19 protein-coding genes are annotated in these 22,927 nt (G+C 60.3%); 11 read left to right on the top strand and 8 right to left on the bottom strand.

The window, feature by feature from the left end; translation table 11 throughout:
• Positions 1-65 precede the first annotated feature (65 nt).
• Positions 66-1,766, bottom strand: a complete 1,701-nt coding sequence (locus M0D69_RS23350; RefSeq protein WP_301784257.1) for a peptide ABC transporter substrate-binding protein — start codon at positions 1,764-1,766, stop codon at positions 66-68.
• Positions 1,767-2,243: 477 nt separating this feature from the next.
• Between M0D69_RS23350 and M0D69_RS23345 the strand changes: the two genes are divergently transcribed.
• The 3 genes from M0D69_RS23345 to M0D69_RS23335 all read left to right on the top strand — a co-directional run bounded on the left by M0D69_RS23345 (position 2,244) and on the right by M0D69_RS23335 (position 6,777).
• Complete coding sequence (locus M0D69_RS23345; protein WP_301784256.1) at positions 2,244-3,173, top strand: LysR substrate-binding domain-containing protein; 930 nt, start codon at positions 2,244-2,246, stop codon at positions 3,171-3,173.
• 155 nt (positions 3,174-3,328) lie between these two features.
• The gene (ggt, locus tag M0D69_RS23340; protein WP_301784293.1) at positions 3,329-5,056 is read left to right on the top strand and encodes a gamma-glutamyltransferase; all 1,728 of its coding nucleotides are present in this window, start codon (positions 3,329-3,331) and stop codon (positions 5,054-5,056) included.
• A gap of 326 nt (positions 5,057-5,382) precedes the next feature.
• A complete protein-coding gene (locus M0D69_RS23335; RefSeq protein ID WP_301784255.1) occupies positions 5,383-6,777 on the top strand; it encodes an NCS2 family permease in 1,395 nt (464 codons plus the stop codon).
• Between the two features lie 159 nt (positions 6,778-6,936).
• Here M0D69_RS23335 and M0D69_RS23330 read toward each other — a convergent pair whose 3' ends face one another.
• From M0D69_RS23330 to M0D69_RS23320, 3 genes are all read right to left on the bottom strand, one after another.
• Positions 6,937-7,086: a hypothetical protein gene (locus tag M0D69_RS23330; RefSeq protein ID WP_166681306.1), complete on the bottom strand. Its 150-nt coding sequence runs from the start codon at positions 7,084-7,086 to the stop codon at positions 6,937-6,939.
• Between the two features lie 200 nt (positions 7,087-7,286).
• Positions 7,287-8,378, bottom strand: coding sequence for a calcium:proton antiporter (locus M0D69_RS23325; RefSeq protein WP_301784254.1), 1,092 nt, complete (start codon positions 8,376-8,378; stop codon positions 7,287-7,289).
• A gap of 513 nt (positions 8,379-8,891) precedes the next feature.
• Complete coding sequence (locus tag M0D69_RS23320) at positions 8,892-9,323, bottom strand: OsmC family protein (protein WP_047846670.1); 432 nt, start codon at positions 9,321-9,323, stop codon at positions 8,892-8,894.
• Between the two features lie 206 nt (positions 9,324-9,529).
• On the opposite strand from M0D69_RS23320, the gene M0D69_RS23315 reads away from it, so the two are divergent.
• From M0D69_RS23315 to M0D69_RS23305, 3 genes are all read left to right on the top strand, one after another.
• On the top strand, positions 9,530-10,870 hold the full coding sequence (locus M0D69_RS23315; RefSeq protein WP_301784253.1) for an FAD-binding oxidoreductase: 1,341 nt from the start codon (positions 9,530-9,532) through the stop codon (positions 10,868-10,870).
• A gap of 353 nt (positions 10,871-11,223) precedes the next feature.
• The gene (locus M0D69_RS23310; protein ID WP_301784252.1) at positions 11,224-12,096 is read left to right on the top strand and encodes a hypothetical protein; all 873 of its coding nucleotides are present in this window, start codon (positions 11,224-11,226) and stop codon (positions 12,094-12,096) included.
• 41 nt (positions 12,097-12,137) lie between these two features.
• Positions 12,138-12,788 carry a DsbA family protein gene (locus M0D69_RS23305; protein WP_301784251.1) on the top strand — a complete coding sequence of 217 codons (651 nt, stop codon included), beginning with the start codon at positions 12,138-12,140 and terminating at the stop codon, positions 12,786-12,788.
• Positions 12,789-12,846: 58 nt separating this feature from the next.
• Here M0D69_RS23305 and waaC read toward each other — a convergent pair whose 3' ends face one another.
• Together waaC and M0D69_RS23295 are read right to left on the bottom strand one after the other, a co-directional pair.
• Positions 12,847-13,860 carry a lipopolysaccharide heptosyltransferase I gene (gene waaC, locus M0D69_RS23300; protein WP_301784250.1) on the bottom strand — a complete coding sequence of 338 codons (1,014 nt, stop codon included), beginning with the start codon at positions 13,858-13,860 and terminating at the stop codon, positions 12,847-12,849.
• Positions 13,861-14,199: 339 nt separating this feature from the next.
• Positions 14,200-15,120 (bottom strand): neutral zinc metallopeptidase, encoded by a 921-nt coding sequence (locus M0D69_RS23295; protein WP_301784249.1) that lies wholly within the window; start codon positions 15,118-15,120, stop codon positions 14,200-14,202.
• Positions 15,121-15,581: 461 nt separating this feature from the next.
• Between M0D69_RS23295 and M0D69_RS23290 the strand changes: the two genes are divergently transcribed.
• The 3 genes from M0D69_RS23290 to M0D69_RS23280 are packed head-to-tail and all read left to right on the top strand — an operon-like array spanning position 15,582 to position 18,133.
• Positions 15,582-16,994, top strand: a complete 1,413-nt coding sequence (locus M0D69_RS23290) for a cytochrome ubiquinol oxidase subunit I (RefSeq protein WP_301784292.1) — start codon at positions 15,582-15,584, stop codon at positions 16,992-16,994.
• 1 nt (position 16,995) lies between these two features.
• Positions 16,996-17,997 carry a cytochrome d ubiquinol oxidase subunit II gene (gene cydB, locus M0D69_RS23285; RefSeq protein ID WP_301784248.1) on the top strand — a complete coding sequence of 334 codons (1,002 nt, stop codon included), beginning with the start codon at positions 16,996-16,998 and terminating at the stop codon, positions 17,995-17,997.
• Positions 17,975-18,133: a hypothetical protein gene (locus tag M0D69_RS23280; protein WP_301784247.1), complete on the top strand. Its 159-nt coding sequence runs from the start codon at positions 17,975-17,977 to the stop codon at positions 18,131-18,133. Before cydB ends, M0D69_RS23280 begins: the two co-directional genes overlap by 23 nt.
• Positions 18,134-18,271: 138 nt before the next feature.
• Here M0D69_RS23280 and M0D69_RS23275 read toward each other — a convergent pair whose 3' ends face one another.
• Entirely contained in the window at positions 18,272-19,327 is a 1,056-nt protein-coding gene (locus tag M0D69_RS23275; RefSeq protein WP_301784246.1) for a permease, read from the bottom strand.
• Between the two features lie 34 nt (positions 19,328-19,361).
• On the bottom strand, positions 19,362-20,447 hold the full coding sequence (mnmH, locus tag M0D69_RS23270; RefSeq protein ID WP_301784245.1) for a tRNA 2-selenouridine(34) synthase MnmH: 1,086 nt from the start codon (positions 20,445-20,447) through the stop codon (positions 19,362-19,364).
• Between the two features lie 283 nt (positions 20,448-20,730).
• Here mnmH and M0D69_RS23265 point away from each other — a divergent pair, with 283 nt between their 5' ends.
• On the top strand, positions 20,731-22,110 hold the full coding sequence (locus M0D69_RS23265) for an ethanolamine ammonia-lyase subunit EutB (RefSeq protein WP_301784244.1): 1,380 nt from the start codon (positions 20,731-20,733) through the stop codon (positions 22,108-22,110).
• A complete protein-coding gene (gene eutC / locus M0D69_RS23260) occupies positions 22,110-22,913 on the top strand; it encodes an ethanolamine ammonia-lyase subunit EutC (protein ID WP_301784243.1) in 804 nt (267 codons plus the stop codon). Before M0D69_RS23265 ends, eutC begins: the two co-directional genes overlap by 1 nt.
• Positions 22,914-22,927 lie beyond the last annotated feature (14 nt).

Below are 22,927 nucleotides of genomic sequence, written 5' to 3'. Positions count from 1 at the left end.
CAAGACTCGTCACGGCAACCGCCTCTTGCTGTTTGCTGGATAGTATTGCGGGCGTTGCGTCGCGCTCAGTGCGCCACGATATACATGTCCTTGCTGCGGTAACGGTCCATCGGGTTTTTCAGCGAGTAACCGCCCACATAGCTTTTCACTAGCCGGACCGTGGTGTACTGCAGCAGCGGCAGGATCGGATAGTCGTCCATCACGAGCTTCGCGGCCTGGGTTTGCAACTGCGTGCGTTTAACCTGGTCCGTACTTTCGTTCGCTTCTTTGATAAGCGCGTCGGCCTTGGGATTGCAATTGCCGCTGTCGTTCTGGTCCGAACCGCATTGCACAAGCTGCAGGAACGTGGTCGCGTCGTTATAGTCTGCGACCCAGCCATTGCGTGCAATCTGGTAGTCGCCGGTATGACGCTTCTTCAGCAGGACCTTGAACTCCATCGCGTCGATCTGCGTGTCCAGACCGAGCTTCGTTTTCCACTCGGAGGCCGCAAAAATTGCCATTTTCTTGTGATAGTCGCTCGTGTTCATCGCAAAGTGCAGCGTCGTGTCCGGCTTCACGCCCGCTTGTGCGAGCAGCTTCTTCGCTTCTTCCACGCGCTTCGCCATCGACCACGTCGACCAGTCGTAAGCCGTCACATCCGCACCCTTCACGCCCTTCACAATCACGCCGTACGCGGGGATCTGCCCGTCCGCGGTCACTCGTTGTGCGAGGATGTCGCGGTCGATCACCATGGAGAGCGCCTGGCGCACGCGCACGTCCTTAAGCAGGGGATCTTTGTTGTTGAATGAGTAGTAGCGCAGTCCGAGCATCGGCGCGATCTTCATGTCGGCGGCGAACTCCTGCTTGTATTTCGGATACATGCCGGACGGCAACTGATACACCCAGTCGTTGTCGCCCGACTGGAACAACTTGATGTCCGAGGTCTCGCTCTCGACCGGAAGGTACGTCACTTGCGACAACTGCACATGCGCGATGTCCCAGTACTGCGGGTTGCGTACCAGCACAAGCTTGCTGTTCACCTGCCAATCCTTCAGCATGAACGCACCGTTGCTCACCAGCTTGCCGGGTTTGGTCCAGTCGCGGCCGTACTTATCGACGGCGGCCTTGTTGACCGGACCGAGATTCGTATTCGACATCAGTTCCGGGATGAACGACACCGGATACGGCGTCTTGATCTCGACCGTGTACGGGTCGATTGCGCGCACGCCCAGCGTGTCCGGTGATTTCTTGCCCGCCACGATTTCAGCGCCATTCAGCAAGAAGATGCCAAACGTATTGGCATACGGCGAAGCAATCTTCGGGTCGACAAGACGCTGGCAGCCATATACGAAATCGCTCGCGACCACCGGCTCGCCGTTCGACCACTTTGCGTTCTTTCGCAGATGGAAAATCCACGTGGTTGCATCCTTCTGCTCCCATTTTTCCGCCACGCCTGGCACGACGGTCCCGTCGGCATTGGTCGCGGTCAGGCCCTCAAAAAGGTCACGCGTAACGTTGTTGGCCGGCACAGTCTCAGCCAGGTTCGGATCGAGGGTCTCGACCTCGGACGCGTTGTTGCGCACCAGTTCCTGCTTCGCCGCAAGCTGCACACCGGACGGCACGATGGCCGCATGAGCCAGATGAACGTTGCTTGCCGCTGCAACGCAGACACTCGCTGCAAGGGCCGGAAGCCACTTGCGGGAAACGCGGCGATGAACAGCATCGCCCGGACGAAAAAAAGCGTCAATGCGAGCGCTACGGGCAACGAGTACTGCAAACAACGTCATGGGAATCCTTGTTATTTATTTGTTCATCAGGCACCGGAGCGCCGGATTACAAGAGCTTTTGGCCCTGCGCAACACGGTGAGGTGTGTCTTTATGTGCCGCTATGTGCCGCAGTCCGCATGCCAGAGCAGACGGACGCAACGGCGAGCATCTTAGCCCACCTAACATTTTGCTTTCGAACATCGTTGATCAAAGGCCCGCATTGTGTGCCGGCCCTTACCGCGTCGCCAGTACGCTACTTTCAAAAAGCTTTACAAGTCATACGAACGGGCGACAAAACCGAGTTCGCCGGGAGTATTTCAGAGCAATAAAGTGGAATCCACTCACATGTGCTTATAGCCCATGTGTTTTGGGTATAAGCGGGAAGCTGGGGGTTCGACTCGCGCTTTATCCACGCGCGCGCGGCCGTAAATCAGCAGGCGCCCGTGGTTCGCGCTAACATCGGCGTCCTTGAGGTCCGTGCAGGCAGGTTCCAAACAATGATCCGTTTTCGCCAGATAGAAGCTTTCCGCCAGTTGATCATGACGGGTACCAGTGTCGGGGCTGCGCGTGTGATGCACGTCACTCAGCCCGCCATCAGCCGTTTGATCGCCGATTTAGAGGCTGACCTCGGTTTTAGCCTGTTCAGCCGCGTGGGCGGTCGGTTAAATCCGACCAACGCCGGGCTGCGCTTTTATAAGTCCGTCGAAGAGAATTTCCTGGGGCTCGAACGCCTGAAACAGGTCGCCGAAATCATTCGCGACGAAGCGTCCGAGGGGCTGACGGTCGCTTGCTTACCCGTGCTCGCCAGCACGCTGCTGCCGCCCATCCTCGCGGATTTCGTCGAGCGTCATCCGGGCGTGCCCATACGCGTCGATTCGGTGAAGGTCCCGGAGGTACTCACGATCCTGCAGAACCATAAGGCCGACGTCGCGATCAGCCAGGCATTTGCATCGGTTGCGGGTATCGAAGTGGAAAAGCTGCTGCATGCGCGTGCGCAGTGCGCGATGCCGGCATCGCATCGGCTGGCGAAGAAAAAATCGGTGCGAGCACAGGATCTGCGTGGCGAACGCATCATCGGCTGGCTGCCGAATTCGCGCCAGCCTTACGCGGCCGAACAGTCGCTGTTCGCGGCCGGCGAAGACCGCGCGAACTACACGGTCCTGACCGACACCGCCCACACACGCTATGCAATGGTCGCGGGCGGTCTGGGTGTGTCGATTGTCGAACCGTTCGCAGCCAAGGTGTGGCGGGCTCACGGCGTGGTCGTGCGCCCGTTCGAGGCCGCTATCGAATACGAATACGTGCTGTCGTATCCAAGCAGCGGCATACGCTCGGATCTCGTCGCTTCGTTCCGTGAATCCGTCCTGCGCGTGGTGGCCACGTATTTCCTGGATGAAGCACACGCGCCCACCGGCGTCGACGCCTGAGCAGTTGCTCACCCGGGTGTGTTAGCCGCCGCCGAATCAATTGCGCCCGTGATATAAGCCCCGGAGCGTCTCCGCCCAAGCGCTTCGCCGGAAAAGGCGACCGGGAAAGGCGGTTACCCATTTTCAGGAGGAGCAAGATGTCCATGAAGAAGTCCATGAGTTCGCTGCATCGCACACGTTCGTTCGCGCTCGGAACCCTCGCTGCCGCGGCGTTTTCGATCTCGTTCGCGTTTGTCGAAAGCGCACCGGCCTACGCGAAAGTCACGCCGCAACCGGCGGTCCTGACCGCTTCGGCAGTGGCGGTCGCCGACAAGTTCGCGGCCGACGCAGCCGAGCAGATCTTCAAGGAGGGCGGTAATGCGGTCGACGCAGCCGTCGCAATCGCTTTCACGCTGGCGGTGACCTATCCGGAAGCGGGCAACCTGGGCGGCGGCGGTTTCATGACGCTCTACGTGGATCATCGGCCCTACTTCCTCGACTATCGCGAGCGCGCCCCGATCGCCGCCACGAAGAACATGTATCTCGACGACAAGGGCGAAGTCATCAAGGGCATGAGCCTCTATGGGTATCGTGCAGTGGGCGTGCCGGGCACGGTCTCGGGCATGTGGGAAGCGCAGAAGCGCTTCGGCAAGCTGAAATGGAAACAGGTTGTGGCGCCCGCGATCAAGTACGCACAGGACGGTTTTGAAGTCAGCGATCAACTGCAGGAACGCAAAGACGCGGCGTCGAAGGAATTCGCAGGCAAGACCAATTTCGACAGTTACTTCGGAACCCTGAGTAAAGGCGTGAACTTCAAGCAGCCGGAACTGGCCGCGACGCTTCAACGCATTTCGGATAAAGGCGCCAAGGGCTTCTATGAAGGCCAGACAGCGGATCTGATCGCCACCGCCATGACCGGCCATGGCCTGATCACGGCACAGGATCTGAAGGAATACAAGGCGGTCTGGCGGCAACCGGTGCTCGCGAGCTGGAACGGCTATCGCATCATCACCGCGCCACCGCCGAGTTCCGGCGGTATCGGTCTCGTACAGTTGCTGAAGATGAAAGCCGATCTCAAGGACAAGTATGCCGACGTGCCGCTCAATTCCGCGCAATACATTCACCTGACCGCGGAAATTGAAAAGCGCGTGTTCGCCGATCGCGCCCAGTATCTCGGCGATCCCGACTTCTACAAGGTGCCTATCGCAAAGCTCATCGACGACGACTACATCCTGAAGCGTGCATCGGAAGTCAATCCCGATACGCCGTCTGACACCAAGAGCGTCGTTCCGGGCCTCGGCACCACGATGCCGGAAAAGGCTGAAACCACGCACTTCTCGGTGGTCGACAAGTGGGGCAATGCGGTATCGAATACGTACACCATCAACGGCTATTTCGGCTCGGGCGTGGTGGCGGACGGTACAGGTGTGGTGCTGAACGACGAGATGGACGACTTCTCTTCGAAACCGGGCGTGGCAAACATGTTCGGTGTAGTGGGCAGCGACGCCAACGCGATCGAGCCGCGCAAGCGCCCGCTTTCCTCGATGACACCGACCATCCTCACGAAGGACGATCAAGTCGCGATGGTGATCGGCACGCCGGGTGGCTCGCGCATCTTTACATCGATCTTTCAGGTCATCAACAACGTCTACGACTTCTCGATGCCCCTGCCCGATGCGGTCGCGGCAATGCGCTTCCATCATCAGTTGCTGCCGCCGAACACGATTTTCTGGGAACCGTACAAGCCCATTGACGGCGATCTCGCGAAAGAGCTGGAAGCGAAGGGATATACGCTCGCGAAGCAGGGTTTCAACGGCGATATCCAGGTCATCAAGATCGACGGCACGACGCCCGAACCAGCGGCCGATCCGCGCGGCCGCGGCGTGACGCGCGTGATTCAGTAAGGTGTCGCGTTAGTTCCACGTAGTTCCAACCAAGTCAAAGGGCCAGGTCATTCGACCTGGCCCTTTGGCTTTTCTACAGCACGTGCACGCCTTTCAAAGCCGCATGGAAACAGACCTTATAAGGATCGCGGCATGACTGGAATCCCGTTTTTGAGATTGGAGGCGGCTTAATGATCGCCTAGTCTCTGTGCTGGCCCAGTCCAGTGCGTTGGCTCCGGCCAACAACATAAATCAAACCTATCGAGACGACCCTGAAGACGGCGCGGCCGGTCTGCCAAGACTATACGACGCGCTTGTTTCAGCCTGCTGATAAAGGAGAACAGCTCATGATGGAACCCCACGCCCAGCCGCTCGGCGGCATCGACATTCAGGACGATGCCCCCGCGTCTCAATCCGGCGGATTAATCGACCGGTATTTTCAGATCAGCGCGCGCGGCAGTACGCAGCGGCGCGAGGTGATAGCAGGTATTACCACCTTCCTGGCGATGGTTTATTCCGTGTTTGTCGTGCCGGAAATGCTGGGCAAGGCCGGCTTCGATACGCGCGCCGTCTTCGTGGCGGTCTGCCTGACGACCGCTTTCGGTTCGCTTTTGATGGGTATATGGGCGCGCTTGCCAATCGCGATCGGCTGTGCGATCTCGCTCACCGCGTTTACCGCTTTCGGGCTGGTGCTGGGCAAAGGGCTCTCGCCAGCCGTCGCGCTCGGCGCGGTGTTCCTGATGGGCATCACCTTCACCGCAGTCTCCGTCACCGGGGTGCGCTCGTGGATCCTGCGCAACCTGCCGGCGGGCGTCGCACATGGCACGGGGATCGGGATCGGCTTGTTTCTGCTGCTGATCGCGTCGAATGATGTCGGCCTGATCGTGAAAAATCCGGGTGCGGGAATGCCCGTTTCGCTCGGTCATATCACGGCGTTTCCGGTGCTGATGTCGATCTTCGGACTTGCCGCGATCATCGGCCTGGAGCGCCGGCGCGTGCCGGGGGGAATCTTGCTCGTAGTGGTCGGGTTGTCGGCGCTGGGACTGGCCTTCGATCCCGCCGTTCGTTTCACCGGCGTGTTCGCATTGCCCTCGTTGAGCGCTCCCGGACATGCATCGCTGATCGGCGCCATGGACATTCGCGGCGCGCTGTCGCTGGCCGTGTTGCCAAGCGTGTTCGCACTGGTGATGACCGCCGTCTTCGACGCCACCGGCACGATTCGCGCAGTGGCTGGACAGGCAGGTCAGATCGATGAGAAAGGCCGTATTGTGAACGGCGGCCGGGCGTTGACCGCGGACTCCGTCAGCTCGATCGTCGCCGCGTGCCTGGGCGGTGCACCGGCTGCGGCGTATATCGAATCGACTGTGGGCGTGGCTGCAGGCGCGAAGTCGGGCTTGGCGGCCGCTACCGTTGGCGTGATGTTCCTGCTGGTGATGTTCTTCTCGCCGCTCGCCGGGCTCGTGCCTTCGTACGCCACGGCTCCCGCCCTGATGTATGTTGGCCTGCTGATGCTCGCCAGCGTGAGCAAGCTTCACATGGACGATCTCGTCGACGCCATGTCCGGTCTCGTCTGCGCCGTGTTCATTGTGCTGTCGGCGAATATTGTGACCGGCATCATGCTCGGTTTCTGCACGCTCGTCATCGGCCGGGTGGTTTCCGGCGAGTACAAGAAACTGAACGTCGGCACGGTCGCGATCGCAGCGGTGCTCGCCGCGTTTTATCTCGGCGGATGGGCAATCTGAAACTGATGGGCTAACACTTGTTCAGTGCCGACAGTCACGGTTGCCGACTTTCTACCCGGCAACCGTTTTAACGCATGCAAGGCCGGCGAATCGACGTTCGAGAGCGCTCAGCGGCTCGATCGGTGCGTCGATTCAGCGGTCGGCTAGGCTGCAGCCGATTTACTTGCGGCGATACGCTTCAGCCAGCACAGCGCAATTTTGCAGATGCAGGTTCAACGCATGGGCAGCTTCGCGGCGAACGACAGCCTTCGCCTTGCGGAACCACGAACCGAACGAAACGAGAATCGAACCTTGAGCGGCGGTTTTCATAAAAGCACCTCAGCGTGAGTTAGGGATAACACGTTAGGGAATACCCTGATTATACGCATCCGATGCTGCATTGCAAAAGATTTTGAGACTAGCCCTCGGGTGAAGCGCGAACGCAACACCGCCCGGAGAATTGCTGAATCAGGTCCGGCCCTTTATTTTCAGGACCGGCCCGCAAGGCTGCGAACGCTCTTCCGCCAATCTCAGGGCACAACCGAAAGAAACAGGAAGGTCGCGAAAATAACCAGATGAACCACGCCCTGCAGTACGGTCGAGCGCCCCGTGCCGAGCGTGAGAACACTGACGATCAAGGTCAGCGCGAGCAGTACGATTTCCTTCGAACCGAGACCAAGCGCGATCGGCTGGCTGATTGCAAGCGACACCACAGCCACGGCCGGAATCGTCAGACCGATACTCGCCAGCGCCGATCCAAGTGCAAGATTCAAGCTGGTCTGCAGCCGGTTCAGCCGTGCAGCGCGCAACGCGGCCACGCCTTCCGGCAGCAACACAAGCGCCGCTATCACCACGCCGACCACCGCTTCTGGCGCGCCCGCCCGAGCGACTCCCGCCTCAACGGCCGGCGACAGCAGCTTCGCCAGTCCGACAACCGATATCAGCGAGAGCAGCAGCAAACCGCCGGAGGCCAACGCGTAGCCATTGGTGGGCAGTGGCGCGTGAACGTCGTCGGTTTCGGCTCGATTTGGATCGAGCGCCGGCACCGGTGGCAAGAAATAATCGCGATGTCTGACGGTCTGCACGAACACGAACACCACGTACAGCACCAGCGATGTCACGCCAACAAACACGAGTTGCGACGTCGACAATCCCGGCCCCGCCACCGTGCTGGTGAAATCGGGTAAGACCATGGTCAACACTGACAATGCACACAGGATGGCCAGCGTCGCGCTTGCGCCCTGTAGCTGGAAATTCTGCTCGTGATGGCGCATGCCACCCACAAGCAAGCAAAGCCCGACGATGCCGTTGCACACGATCATGATCGCGGCGAATACCGTGTCGCGCGGCAAGGCTGCTTTCTCCGGACCGCCCGAGATCATGACCGAGACGATCAGCGCCACTTCGATCACCGTCACGGCAATGGCCAGCACAAGCGTGCCGAACGGCTCGCCGACTCGATGCGCAACCACTTCGGCGTGATGAACCGCGGCAAACACGGCGGCGGCGAGTGCGATGGCGGCGAGGATGAACATGAAGCCGTTCGGCATGGCGAACGTCAGTCCCAGGATGACAAGTGCGGCAAATGGCGCGATGCCCGTCCAGTCCAGCTTGAATTTCATCGATGCTCCAGGGCGGTGCTGCGTGTGGATGGAAGTGTCAGGAAGCCGGACCGGTTATCGATCTCGATGGTCCGGCCAGACCAGATGAACTGAAAGTGCCGTCAGATTACAGGGTCTGGGGACAAATGACGGGTTACGGAGCTTGCAACGAACGGCTGAAAGTGCATTGCCGACTGAAAACAGCGTTCCTGCTTTGGAAACGTTGGGAAACCGTAAACCGTTATGCGTCAGTGGGTTGGCGGCTGCTTGCGCATGTTGTCCACACGGCTATCCACAAAAAATGTGGATAAGTCCGGGTACTGATTTTAGTCGGTGGTGCAGGCAGGAACGTCGGCAGTCCGATGATGATCAGCAGCAACAGCGACACGACGATGAACGCGTGCGGGGCTCGAGGGTGCCGCAAACCAACGACATCAGCATTTGGGCGTGGCTTGCCCCGCAAAGACAAACGAAAAAGCGCGGCCGGATTCCCGGCCACGCCTTCGTGTTCTAACGTGCTTCAGTCCAACGAACTCAGGAAACGAATTCCGTGTTCAGGGTGATCTTCGCGTTTCCAGCGAACAGCTTGGACACGGGGCACCCCTCTTTCGCCGCGTTCGCAAGCTTCTCGAATGTGGCCTGGTCGGCGCCGGGCACCTTCGCTTTCACATCCAGATGGCAGGCGGTGATGGAGAAACCATCGCCGACCTTGTCCAGCGTCACGGTAGACTTCGTTTCGATGCTTTCCGCCGTGAGGCCGGCCTGCGTGAGTTGCAGGGACAGCGCCATCGTGAAACAGCCCGAATGTGCAGCGCCGATCAGCTCTTCGGGATTCGTTCCGGGACCGCCTTCGAAGCGGGAAGAAAAACCATACGGCGCGTCTTTCAAAACGCCGGTTTGCGTCGAAATGTAACCTTTACCGTCCTTGATGCCACCACTCCATTTTGCCGATGCTGTCTTTTGCACGAGTGTTCTCCAGAAAGTCAGGGTGGATTTGCCGCGCAATGCCGCCGCAGCAAGGATTCGACCGCAAAGCCAGTTGATCAGACGGGCCGGCTTTGACGCGCCATCGGGTTGATCAAAGCACACAGGATGCCCGGAAGCACATCGGGCGGGTTGTCCGGACACGTTTCCCGACATGACGCTCGGTTCGACCTGTCCAAGGAGGATAGATGGGTCCACAAGTAGTTGAAGTCGTTGAAGATCGTGATTTACCCGAGCGCGTCGATGTTGTCGTGATTGGCGGCGGGATTATCGGCGTGAGCACGGCCCTATATCTCGCAGAGAAGGGGATCTCAGTCACGGTATGCGAGAAAGGGCATATAGCAGGCGAACAATCGAGCCGCAACTGGGGCTGGTGCCGCGCAACGCATCGCGACTTGCGCGAGCTGGAACTCAGTCTCGAAAGCCTGAAGCTGTGGCGCGAGCTAGACCGGACGTTGGGCATCGACGCAGGTTTCCGGCAATGCGGCATCCTCTACGCCGCCGACGACCCGAAGGCGCTCGCCGATCACGAAAGCTGGCTGGCCCGCGCCGTCGGTCTCGTGGGGCGCGAAGGTATCGACTCACGCATCACGTCCAGCGAAGAAACGTTGGCGCTGATGCCCGGCGCGGCGCGCAAGTTTTCCGGCGGCATCTATACGCCCTCCGACGCCCGCGCGGAACCGCAGCGGGCGGCGCCGGCCATCGCGAATGCACTGCGCGCCAGAGGCGTGAAAGTTCTGACACCGTGTGCGGTGCGCGGCATCGAAACGAGCGGCGGGACGGTCAGCGGCGTGGTGACCGAATACGGCTCGATCCGCTGCGGGAGCGTGGTGGTAGCAGGCGGTGCGTGGACGCGTTTGTTTGCCGGCAGCGTCGATGTCGAACTGCCGCAACTGACGGTACGCTCGTCGGTCTTGCGCACGGAGCCGGTCGACGGTGGACCGGAAGTCAGCGCATGCAACCAGACCGTCGGATACCGCAAGCGGCTCGACGGCGGTTACACGATCGCGAATGCGTTCCACAGTCTTGCCGAGATCACGCCCGACAGCTTCCGGCTATTCAGCCAATATCTGCCGGCGCTGAAAAGCCAGTTCGGATCGATCGAGTTCGCTTTCGGCCGGCGATTTTTCGAAGCGTTGCGCCAGCCGCGGAAATGGCAACTTGACCAACCGACCGTCTTCGAGATCGTACGCACGCTCGATCCACCACCGACCCAGAAATTCAACGATGTCGCCATCAACGCGTTCCGTGCGATCTTCCCGGCGCTTGGGCAAGTGAAAGTGGCGCAAGCGTGGGCGGGTTATATCGACGTTACGCCGGACGCCGTGCCTGTGATCTCCGCTGCGCAACAGCTTCCCGGCATGTTCATCGCCACCGGTTTTTCAGGTCACGGCTTCGGGATCGGACCGGGTGCCGGGAAACTGATGGCGGATATTGTCGCGAACGACAAGCCGCTGGTGGACCCGCGAGCATTCCGGCTGAGTCGTTTCAGCGATGGGTCGAAGATCGAAATGGATGGCGGATTTTGATCGCTCAAAGCAAAGGAATGCGAATGGTGCAAAATTTTACAAACAGCGCGCTGTAACGTACGTCGTCCAGAAAGCCCTTGCAGCATGGAGACCTGGAACAAATGGCCAATATGTACGGGCGTTTAGGCCCTCTGCCATCGCCTGGAACCCTGGATAAATCACGGGCTAACGGGTAGTGTTGGCAAAGTGACTGCGAATACATCAAAGTTAGCGCCTGAGCTAACTTCTAAGCGGTAACTCGTTGACAAGTAGAGGGCGTATGGGCGGCGATGCTTCTTAACGAGAACAAGTATTTCCTCTAAAGGGCGCCTATCGGCGCCCTTATTTTTTTAACGTCAATTTCGAGGCAGTCAATGTGGCGACTCGCTGGCAATCTTGCTTCGCTCGTCGCAATTGTCGGCGTTAGCGCAAGCGATCTGGTAGCAGACCGGTGGAAATCATGGGCGGCTTTGGCCATTTGTCTCCTGTGCGTGAGCTACATAGCATGGCTGGCGCGGAAAGCGTTCGACACATTCTCCAAGCTGCATTATCCGGATGGCTATCTTTGCATCTCCAGCTTTTTCCGTTACACCACGTTCGACGGAAAAAGGTTCGTGAACGAGACGTACCGGCACATTCAGATCAAGACTGCCTACGAAAACCGGTTCACTCATAAATTCTTGTGGACGGGCAGCACGGATCCCGTGGTCACGTCCGACCTTCAGACCGTATCTGCTATCGAACCGGTCGCGGGAGAAAACACGAAGCGCGTCATGCTTACGTTTCCCCGCGTGCGCATGTTCAATGAAGCTGAGGTGGTCCAGCTACGAATGGATATCGACGACTCGGACGAGATAGCGCAGACCTTCTTGCGGCAGCGTGTGGACCAGCCAATCCGGCTGATTCATTTTCGGGTCGAGTTGCTGTATGTGTCGAATAAATACTTCACCCAATCGGCGCTCGTCACCCGATGTTCCACCGCAGTCGACCACGCAACACCGGAAGAGCTGAGCCGGGTGCCGTTCGATGCGGTCACAAAATCGTTCAGTCATCAGATCATAGATCCTGACCCAGGCTACCAGTATCAGCTCAGTTGGCCACGCCCGGTATTGTCAAGGAAACGCAATGTTCTCGCCGAGCGCGAGACAGAAGCCTGCGGCAAAACACGACGGGCCGACACGAAATGGCTCGATTGGAAATCCTCCGCGGATTGCGCGTGGCCGGAACCAAAGCTGAATGCGGGGTAGAATTTCGGACAAAATTTCGCCGAATATCAAACGAGCCTTATATGACAAGCCCCAAGCTGTACCTCGACGTGTGGTCGGATTTTGTGTGCCCTTTCTGCTATCTGGAAGTGCCGGTCATCGACCAGTTCCAGAATGCGTATGGCGACGCGGTCGAGGTTCGCTGGCACGCGTTCGAACTGCGTCCCGAACCTGTGCCCACGCTCGATCCCGACAGCGACTATCTGCATGAAACGTGGGAGAGCGCCGTCTACCCGATGGCCAACGAACGCGGTTTGCTGTTGCGTCTCCCGCCGGTTCAGCCGCGTAGCCGCAAGGCGTTCGAGACAGCGTTTTTCGCGCGCGAATCGGGTCGTTTCGAGGCTGTGCATCGCGCGATCTTCAAGGCGTTTTTCGAGGACGGTATTGATATCGGCGATACAGATGCGCTGCTGGATATTGCCGCTACCTGCGGTATCGATCCGGAGTCGCTGGAAGAAGCGTTGCTGGGCGACGAACTCACCGACGCCGTGATCGAAGACGAAGAGTTCGCGAAGAAGCTCGGTGTGACGGGCGTGCCGTTCGTCGTGCTGTCACGCGAAGGAGTGGGCGATCAGGAACCGCCGCCGCCTATCGCGTTGCGCGGCGCGGCGCCGATCCAGCACTTCGAAGCAGCGATCGAGCGATTGTTTCCGGACGGATTCCCGGGAGCTTGACGCGGCTTTGGGCAAGCCCGCTACAGGGCTGGAGACCTGAACGGTATCCACGCCGCCATTACCCGGAAACAGCCCCTGTCGCGACATCGCGTGCTGCCGGCGTCACCGTTCCCGTCAACACGCTTTCGATAGCCTCAAGCACCGAAGCTACATCGGGCGGAGCATGGTGATCGCCGACAGAAACCGAACGCCCCGGTGCGCTTATGCCGAAATGCCCGCGCGACGTCGCCGTGAAAATCATCACCGTGCGACGACCCAGCGCATGCGCCAGGTGGACCAGCCCCGTATCCATGCCCACGACAAGCGCCGACGCCTCGATGCAATGCGCGCACTCGGTCACGCTCAGCTTCGGCAAGACAATCGCGCCCGGCACGAGCGCTGCTATCTGCTCGCCCTCCTTGCGCTCGCCTTCGGTGCCCCACGGCAACACGATCCGATAACCGCGCGCGGTCAGCGAACGCCCCGTCTCGGCCCATCGATTGATCGGCCATTTCTTTTCATCGGCTGACGTAGCGTGGAACAGCATGGCGATGGGTGCGCCCTGCGGAAGCTCGAGCGGCGTAGCAAGAGGCGGCAGATGCAGATTGAAGTCGGGGGTTTCGTCGAAGGTATAGCCCAGCGCGTCGGCCACGCTCACGCGCATACCGCGCCACGCGTCCGTTCCCGGCCGCGGCCCGAAGCGCTTGTTGTACGCAAACGCCGCGCCGAGTTCGCCCAGGTCCCTGTTCTTATAACCATAACGCTGACGCCCACGCGCAAGAAACGCGATGATCGCGCTCTTGTACACACCGTGGATATCGAGGACCACGTCGTACTTCTCAGCCCGCAATTCCCCGATGGACGCGGCGATATCTTTCAAATCCGCCCAGCTCCGCGCTTTCTTGAACTTGCGCAGCGGCGCGCTCAACACGCGGTCCACGGCCGGATTCCAGCGAATGATGTCGGCGAAGGCCGCGTCCGCTGCCCAGTCGATCTTGGCAGACGGAAATGCACGGCGAAGATCGGAGACGACGGGCTGCGTCTCTACGATATCGCCCAATGATGTCACCTTGACAATCAGGATTCGCTTCATGGGGATGCTATGGAACCTTTAATTCGTCGACGAGCGCACTCATGCCGCGACGCATGAGCCGGTACCGCCGGACGGCTGACTCGCTTGACCGGTTGCGCTTTCGGCAGATCGAAAGGCGTTCGGGTCACGGTCGATTTTTTTGAAAGACGGAATTCTATAAATTGGCGTGACGCCTCGCTGCCAGCATTTGTAAGCTGATCGCTGCGCGTTCTGCCCGAATTATCCGTCGAAATAACGGTTTTCACTACTATTTCACAGTCTTTCCCGAACAAGGTGCCAACTGTTCAGGCGCTCCACCATTGAAAATTACGCCATGCAGCGGCTGAAAAAGGATCACGGTCAGAGCGTTTTAGCGCCAAAAGTGTCGCACTGCCCCAAATCGCCCGTCGCCAGTCCGCGATTCAACCAGCGCTGCCGCTGCGCACTCGTGCCATGCGTAAAGGCTTCCGGAACCACGCGGCCTTGCGTCTCTTTCTGCAACCGGTCGTCGCCGATCGCCCCTGCCGCGTTCAGCCCTTCCTGAAAATCGCCGGGCTCAATCAGCTTTGCGTTGTTCTTCTGGGCCACGTTCGCCCACACGCCTGCGAAACAATCTGCCTGCAATTCGACGCGCACCGACAACTGATTGCCCTGTTCCCGCGACATCCGTTGCCGCGCGGCATCGACTTTGTTCATGATGCCCAGCACGTTCTGCACATGGTGGCCGACTTCGTGCGCAATCACGTACGCCTGCGCGAAGTCTCCGCTTGCGCCGAAGCGGTCGCGCAGTTCCCGATAGAAAGACAAATCGATGTACACCGTGCGGTCGCCCGGGCAGTAGAACGGGCCCATTGCTGACTGGCCGGTACCGCACGCGGTGCGGGTGCCGCCCGAGAACAGGACAAGTTTCGGCGCGGGGTAGTCCTGCTTGAATTGGGTACGGAAAATCTGCTGCCATGTACGTTCGGTATTGCCGAGCACGCGGCGCACGAACACCGCGCCTTGATCGTTCGCGCTCGTCTGTGGCTGACCACCCGGACCCATCTGCCGTTGCTGCGGCTGTGGCTGGCTGTATGAACCACTCTGTCCGGTCGAACCGCCGTTAAGGATCAGCATCGGATCGATGCCGAAAAAATAGGCCGCTGCCAGCGCTATGACAATCGTGCCGATACCGATCGAGCGCCCTCCGCCCATGCGAAATCCGCCACCGCCACCGCCGCCCCCACCGGCACCGCGCCGGTCCTCCACATTCCGGCTCTCTGCTTCGTCATCAAGACGCATGATTTTTCTCCCGTCGCGATGTTCGGTTGGCTTCGCCGCAGGCCTGTTTTCCCAACCGGGAAAATGCCGCCGACGCAGTTCCGTCATGGTACCCGGCGCACGCCGGTGCGCCGTTGGAGAAATCGCGCCAGCGCGCTTGAGCACGCCATGCGCGGTAGCGTTTCTTCTCTACCTGAGCGCGGGGATACGCATTTTGACGCAGTGCGGTCGATTGTCGCGGAATTCACGTACCGGTGGCTGCAAGCGTCAAATCGATGCCTCAAAAAAATTGTCCAGAAACAGTAAGTTACGGACGAAATCACCTTCAAAATGCGACATTTTCGCGCATTCTCACGCTCTACCGCGTCGCACCATTCATCTCAAAAACTGGCTTAAAGTCACTTCCGTCGTACTTAGTCCAACCAACCAGCGCCCGCCTGCGACCTCGTTAGAGTGCGCCCGCGATGGATGCACAACCTGCCATGCATGCCACTCAACAAGCGCTCGACCTGGCGCGTATTCAGTTCGCCTTCACGGTTTCTTTCCACATCGTTTTCCCTGCGCTGAGCATCGGGCTGGCGAGCTTTATCGCCGTGCTCGAAGGCGCGTGGCTCAAGACGCGTCAGCCGGTCTACAAGGAGTTATGCCTGTTCTGGTCGAAGGTGTTCGCGGTGGCCTTCGGCATGGGTGTGGTGTCCGGCGTCGTAATGAGCTACGAGTTCGGCACCAACTGGAGCGGCTTCTCGAGTTTCGCCGGTTCGATCACCGGCCCCCTGCTCGCCTATGAGGTGATGACCGCGTTTTTCCTGGAAGCCGGTTTCCTCGGCATCATGCTGTTCGGCTGGAACAAGGTGGGACCGAAGGCGCACTTCGGCGCTACGTTGATGGTCGCCATCGGCACGCTGATCTCGACCTTCTGGATTCTTGCGTCGAATAGCTGGATGCAGACGCCGCAAGGTTTTCGTATCGAAGGCGATCATGTCGTGCCGGTCAGCTGGTTCCAGATCATCTTCAACCCGTCGTTTCCGTACCGGCTGACGCATATGGCGATCGCGGCGTTCATCGTCGCGGGGCTGGTGGTGGCGGCTTCGGGCGCCTATCACCTGCTGAAAGGCCGCCGCGACCCTGCGATCAAGAAGATGTTTTCGATGTCGCTCTGGCTGCTGCTGGTGCTCACGCCGGTTCAGGCGGTCGTCGGTGATCAACACGGCCTCAACACGCGCGAATATCAGCCGGCAAAGATCGCGGCAATCGAAGGCCTGTGGGACACGGAGAAAAGCGGCACTGCACTGAATCTCTTCGGCCTCCCGGACATGGAAGCGGAAACCACGAAATACGCCGTGTCCATTCCGCACCTGGGCAGCCTGATTTTGACGCATAGCTGGGACGGTGAAATCCGCGGCCTCAAGTCGTTTCCGAAAGAGGACCGGCCGAATTCGACCATCGTGTTCTGGAGTTTCCGGATCATGGCCGGGCTCGGTGTGCTGATGATCCTGTTGAGTGCCGCCGGCTTTGTGCTGCGTCGAAAAAACAAGCTGTTCGAATCGAAGATGTTCCAGCGCTTCGTGCTCGTGATGGGACCATCCGGTTTTATCTCCCTGCTGGCCGGCTGGATCACGACCGAAGCGGGACGTCAGCCGTGGGTGGTCTACGGCGTGATGCGCACGGCGCAGGCTGTGTCGCCGGTTACAGCACAGCAAGTGGGCGTGACGCTGCTGGTGTTTGTGGTGGTTTATACGCTCGTGTTCGGCACTGGCATCTACTACCTGCTCAAGCTGCTTAGAGCCGGTCCCGCGTTGCCGGGCACGATCACGCACACGCCGCGCATTGACGACGACAACCACACCGCGCGCCGGCCGCTGTCCACCGCGACGCATTCAATCGAAGGAGCCTAACATGGACTTGTCCCTTACATGGGCCGCGATCATCGCGCTGGGCGTGCTGATGTACGTGGTGCTGGACGGATTCGATCTCGGCATCGGCATCCTGTTTCCGTTCTTCCCCGAGGAGCGTGACCGTGACGTCATGATGAACACCGTCGCGCCGGTCTGGGACGGCAACGAAACCTGGCTCGTGCTGGGGGGCGCCGGCCTGTTCGCTGCGTTTCCGATGATCTATTCGACCGTGCTGTCGGGTCTTTATCTGCCGCTGATCTTCATGCTGATCTGCCTGATCTTTCGTGGCGTCACGTTCGAAATCCGCTCGAAGGCAACACGCACCAAACCGATGTGGGATCTGGCGTTTATTGGCGGATCGGCCGGGGCGACGTTCTTCCAGGGCGTGACGCTCGGTGCGTTTCTCAATGGCATTCCGGTCGCGGATGGCCGTTTTTCCGGCGATGCCTTCACATGGCTCACGCCGTTCAGCCTCTTCACCGGGCTCGCGCTGGTGGTCACGTATGCGCTGCTCGGCTGCTGCTGGCTGATCGCGAAAACAGAGGGTGATCTGCAACGCCGCTTTTATCGCATCGTGTGGCCGCTGACGCTGCTGCAGCTGGGGACTATCGCGGTCGTCAGTATCTGGACGCCGCTGCAGGACGCGGGAATCGCCTCGCGCTGGTTCGATACCCCGTGGTTCTATCGATTCCTGCCGGTGCCCGTGCTTGTAATTGCCTGCGCGTGGCTGATGCGCCAGTCCATCCGTTCACGGCACGAAACACGGCCGTTCATGATGGCGCTGGCGTTCGTGCTGCTCGGTTATAGCGGCCTGGTGGCGAGCATTTCGCCCCATGCCATCTTCCCCGGCGTGTCGCTCTGGGAACTCGCGGCGCCGCATTCGAGCCAGAGGTTCACGCTCATTGGCGCGGCGGTGATCTTGCCCGTGATCATCGCGTACACGACGCTTGGTTATTGGGTTTTTCGAGGCAAGGTGCGCCATGGCGAACATCACTACCACTGAAGCCCGCGTTGAACGTCGCAAGGGTGCGCGGCTCAAGAGCACCTTGTGGTTCATCGCGCTGTGGTGCGCAGGCGTAGGGGGTGCGATGCTGCTGGCGCTGCCGTTCAAGCTGCTGATCCAGATGGGCACGCATTAGGGCGCGCGAAAGCGTGCCCGTTCGAATCAGGTACGCACTCGACACCGCGATAAGCCGCCCACGCACACGAAAAAGAGGCCGTTCCAACTCACGTTGGAACGGCCTCTTTCTTGAACTCTCGCCTATTGCGATCGTTCGTCAGAACCCCAGCGCCACCGCAAGCAACCCCGCGACAATCCCAAAGCCCACCACGGCAACCGCCACCACTGTCAGCACGCGCGGCGGAAAAGATCGGCCGAGCATGGCGACCGATGGCAGGCTGATCGGCGGCAGCGTCATCAGCAACGCGCCTGCGGGACCGGCCGACATACCGAGGGACAACATTGCCTGGATGATCGGCACCTCGCCCGCTGTCGGGATCACGAACAACGTCCCGGCGATGGCGAGACCGACGATCCACAGCACGCTATTGTCGATATTCGGACCGATATGCGGAAACAACCAAGCCCGCGCCGCCCCGAGCACCAGCACCAGCACGATGTACTCAGGCACCAGCCGGATTGTCATGCGCCCGAGAATCCGGACCCAGCGAGTGAATGCAGTGCCCGGATCTTCCGCGGTAACCAGCTTCGCCATCGCGCTGCGCGACGCTTCCGCTTCCTTCGGAGTCACCATCCGGTTCACCGCGTAGCCGAGACCAAACACCATCAGCACGCCCAGGGCGAGCCGCAATCCCATCCACTGCCAGCCGAGCACAAAGCCCATGAAAATCAGCGTGGCCGGATTGAGCACGGTGTTGCCGAGCCAGAATGCGACAGCGGCGCCCGGCGCCGCCTGACGCGCCCGCAGACCGGCCACGACCGGCGCTGCGCAGCACGTGCACATCATGCCGGGCAATGACATCAGGCCACCGTTCACCACGCTGCCAAAGCCGCTCCTGCCCAGCGCCCGCGCCACCCATTGCGGTGGAATCAGCGCCTGCACCGCCGAGCCGAGCAAAAGCCCGAGCACCATCGCTTGCCAGATCGCCTTGCCGTAAGCAAAGGCGTAGTCGATGGCGGCCTGCCACGACGGCGCGGGCGCGCTCGCGGCGGTGCCCATCAGTATCGATTTGCCGATGGAATGCTGACTGGCCGCGATGAACGCGCGGTTGTAGTACGGAAACCATTTGACGTAGAAAAGACCGACGACCGCGATCAGCAGGAATGTGATCCAGCCAAGCGCGACGCGCGGTTGTCGAAGAGTGGATTGCATGGTCTTGGGTAGTTTTTATCGGGATGAAAACGGGTCAGGCCGACGTGACAGGCGGCGTTTCGGCGGCACGGGAAGCGTCGAGCCGTGCCAGCAGCGCCCTTGCCTGCTCGATCACGTCGGCGTCGTTCGGCCGGAACAGCATGTGCGTAGCGTGCGGCAATTCGCTGAAATTCTGACGGCTGCTGCGCGCGTAGGCCGGATCGTAGTGCAGGTCGATGAGTTCGCGGGCAAGCTCCGCTTCCCGGCCCTGGTCGATCAACGCATGCCAGCCGCTCACCCGCTCGCGGCTATGCAGGCCGACCAGCTTCGACAACTGCTGCTTGAACGACACGGGATGATGGAAAAGATGCGCGTAATCGTGCAGCAGAAACGTTGCGCGATCCTCGCGGCTTGCTTCGACCTCGACACACGCGCCGCGATGAAACGACTCCAGCAGCGCCAGCGGCAAGGAAATTGCGCCGATCCGCCGGCTCTCCGCTTCGACGAACACCGGCAGCGCCGAATCGAAGCCGCGTAGCGTGCCGACCAGCAGCGTGTCGAACCATTTCTGCGACGGTTGCGGCTCGCCCGGCAACGCGCCGAGCAGCGAACCGCGATGCGCCGCCAGGTGTTCCAGATCCAGCGTCTGCGCGCCGGCCTCGTGCAACGCGTGCAGCAGGCGCGTTTTGCCGCTGCCGGTGGGGCCCGTCAGTGCGATATAGCGGAACGTGGCCGGCAGATGGTCGAGCGTATCGAGAGTTGCGCGCCGGTAACTTTTGTACCCGCCTTCCAGTTGCCGCGCTTGCCAGCCGATCATGTTGAACATCGCGGTGACGGAACCGGACCGGTTGCCGCCGCGCCAGCAATAAATCAGCGGCCGCCAGTTGCGCGGCCGATCGGCAAAGGTTGTGTCGAGGTGCTGTGCGAGATTGCGCGCGACGAGCGCCGCGCCCACGCGGGTGGCCTCGAACGGCGACACCTGCTTGTACATCGTGCCGACCAGCACCCGCTCTTCGTTGCTCAGCACAGGGGCGTTGAGCGCGCCCGGGATGTGGTCATCGGCAAATTCGAGCGGCGTGCGGACATCGACAATCTCGTCGAAATCGGCCAGGCGATCGAGGGGAACAAGCAGGTTTTTCAAGGTGCGGCGCGCAAAAGTGCCCGGATGGGAAGAACGGGATTATCGCACGCGCGAAAATGGGCGGTGGCGCACCCAAAATGCCGTCGAGGCAGGCAATAAGCACGAACACAGCGCCCCATTCGATTCAAATTAACGTTCCTGCATTTTTGGCTCTTTACCGTTTCACCGCATACTTCGAGGTCGACGCTTGAATTCAGCTCGCTCAAGACGTTGACAGGATGCGTTGCCCGGCGGGCAGGCGCAGAATAAGTCTCTGGAGAAGCCTTGGAACAAGGATCACGCGATGAGCTATAACGAAACCATCGGTCACCGGACCTACCGCTTCGACGACCTGAAAACGCTGCTGGCGAAGGCCAGTCCGCAGCGCTCCGGCGACCAGCTCGCGGGGGTGACGGCAGACACCGAGGAGGAGCGCGTGGCGGCGAAGATGGCGCTGGCGCAAGTGCCGCTGCGCACTTTCCTCAACGAAGTCGTGATCCCGTACGAAAGCGATGAGGTCACGCGGCTCATCATCGACGATCATTCTTCACAGGCTTTCGCCGAGATTTCGCATCTTACCGTGGGCGATTTCCGCAACTGGCTGCTCGCCGACACCACCGATTCCGCTGCGCTGATCCGCGTTACGCCGGGACTGACGCCGGAGATGGTCGCGGCGGTATCGAAGCTCATGCGCAACCAGGACCTGATTCTCGCGGCGAAGAAACGGCCCGTGATCACGCGCTTTCGCAACACCATCGGCTTGCCTGGACATCTGTCGGTGCGCCTGCAGCCGAACCATCCCACCGACGACGTCAAGGGCATCGCCGCCTCCATGCTCGACGGCCTCATGTACGGCTGCGGCGATGCGGTGATCGGCATCAATCCGGCATCGGATTCGTTGAGCGCGATCACGACACTGCTCGTGATGATCGACGACTTCCGGCAACGCTACGAAGTGCCGACGCAATCGTGCGTGCTCACGCATGTGACCAATACCATCGCTGCAATCGAGAAAGGTGCGCCTGTCGATCTCGTGTTCCAGTCGATTGCCGGTACCGAGAAAGCGAACAGCAGTTTCGGCGTATCGCTGCCGCTGCTCAAGGAGGCGCACGAGGCGGGGTTGTCGCTGAAACGCGGCACCGTTGGCACCGATCTGATGTATTTCGAAACGGGCCAGGGCAGCGCGTTGTCCGCCAACGCGCATCACGGCGTCGATCAGCAGACCTGTGAAGTGCGCGCTTACGCGGTTGCGCGCAAGTTCAGCCCGCTGCTGGTCAATACGGTGGTTGGTTTCATCGGTCCCGAGTATTTGTACGATGGAAGGCAGATCATTCGCGCCGGGCTTGAAGACCATTTCTGCGGCAAGCTGCTCGGCGTACCCATGGGCTGCGACATCTGCTATACGAACCACGCCGAAGCCGATCAGGACGACATGGACAACCTGCTCACGCTGCTGGGTGTGGCCAACGTCAACTTCATCATGGGCATTCCCGGCGCCGACGACGTCATGCTCAACTATCAAAGCACGTCATTCCACGACGCACTGTATGTACGCAACGTGCTCGGCCTGCGCCGTGCGCCGGAGTTCGAGGCATGGCTTGAGTCGATGCGAATCGTCGATCCGCGCGGCGCCTTGCTGAACCAGTCCGCACCGCAACCACTGCTTGAATGGATGAGCGCGTAATGGCCGATTTCGACGATTCCCCGTCTTCCGTCAGCACCAACCCATGGGACGCATTGCGCCGTTTTACGAACGCACGCATTGCGCTGGGCCGCGCGGGCAGCAGCTTGCCGACGGCGCCGCTGCTCGCGTTTAATCTTTCGCACGCGCAAGCCCGCGACGCCGTGCATCAACCGCTCGATGTGGCCGCGCTGCACGCCGCATTGCGTGCGTCCGGTTTCGATACGCTCGATGTAGAAAGCGCCGCGCCCGATCGCGATCATTATCTGCGGCGCCCCGATCTGGGCCGAACACTGAACGATGAAAGTACGGCGCGGCTGCGCGACTATGCGGCTTCCGCGCCCGCTGCGTTCGATGTCGTATTTGTGGTCGCCGATGGTTTATCCGCCTATGCCGCTACGGGTCATGCAGTACCGCTGCTCGAACGGATGCGCACGAAGCTGGCGGGCGTAAGCATCGGTCCGATCGTCGTCGCGCGGCAGGCACGAGTGGCACTCGGCGATGGTATCGGTGAGCTTTTACGGGCGCGGATCGTGGTGATGCTGATTGGTGAACGGCCGGGTTTGAGTTCCCCCGATAGTCTCGGCATCTACCTGACGTACGAGCCGCGTTTGGGCAAAAGCGATGCGGAGCGCAACTGTATTTCGAACGTGCGGCCCGAAGGTCTTCCCTACGATTCGGCCGCGTTCAAGCTGCATTACCTGTTGACCGAAGCAACACGTTTGAAGCTGACGGGCGTGAAACTCAAAGACGATAGCGATGCGTTGTTGCCTTCGGCGGACTTGGGTTCTATCGAGGCGGATTAGGCCGTAATCGGGCG

Source organism: Caballeronia sp. SEWSISQ10-4 2 (genome assembly GCF_030464885.1).
In the GTDB taxonomy this organism is placed as follows: domain Bacteria; phylum Pseudomonadota; class Gammaproteobacteria; order Burkholderiales; family Burkholderiaceae; genus Caballeronia.
Note: the sequence above shows the minus strand (reverse complement) of the source record. Positions and strands in the feature narration are given on the sequence as shown.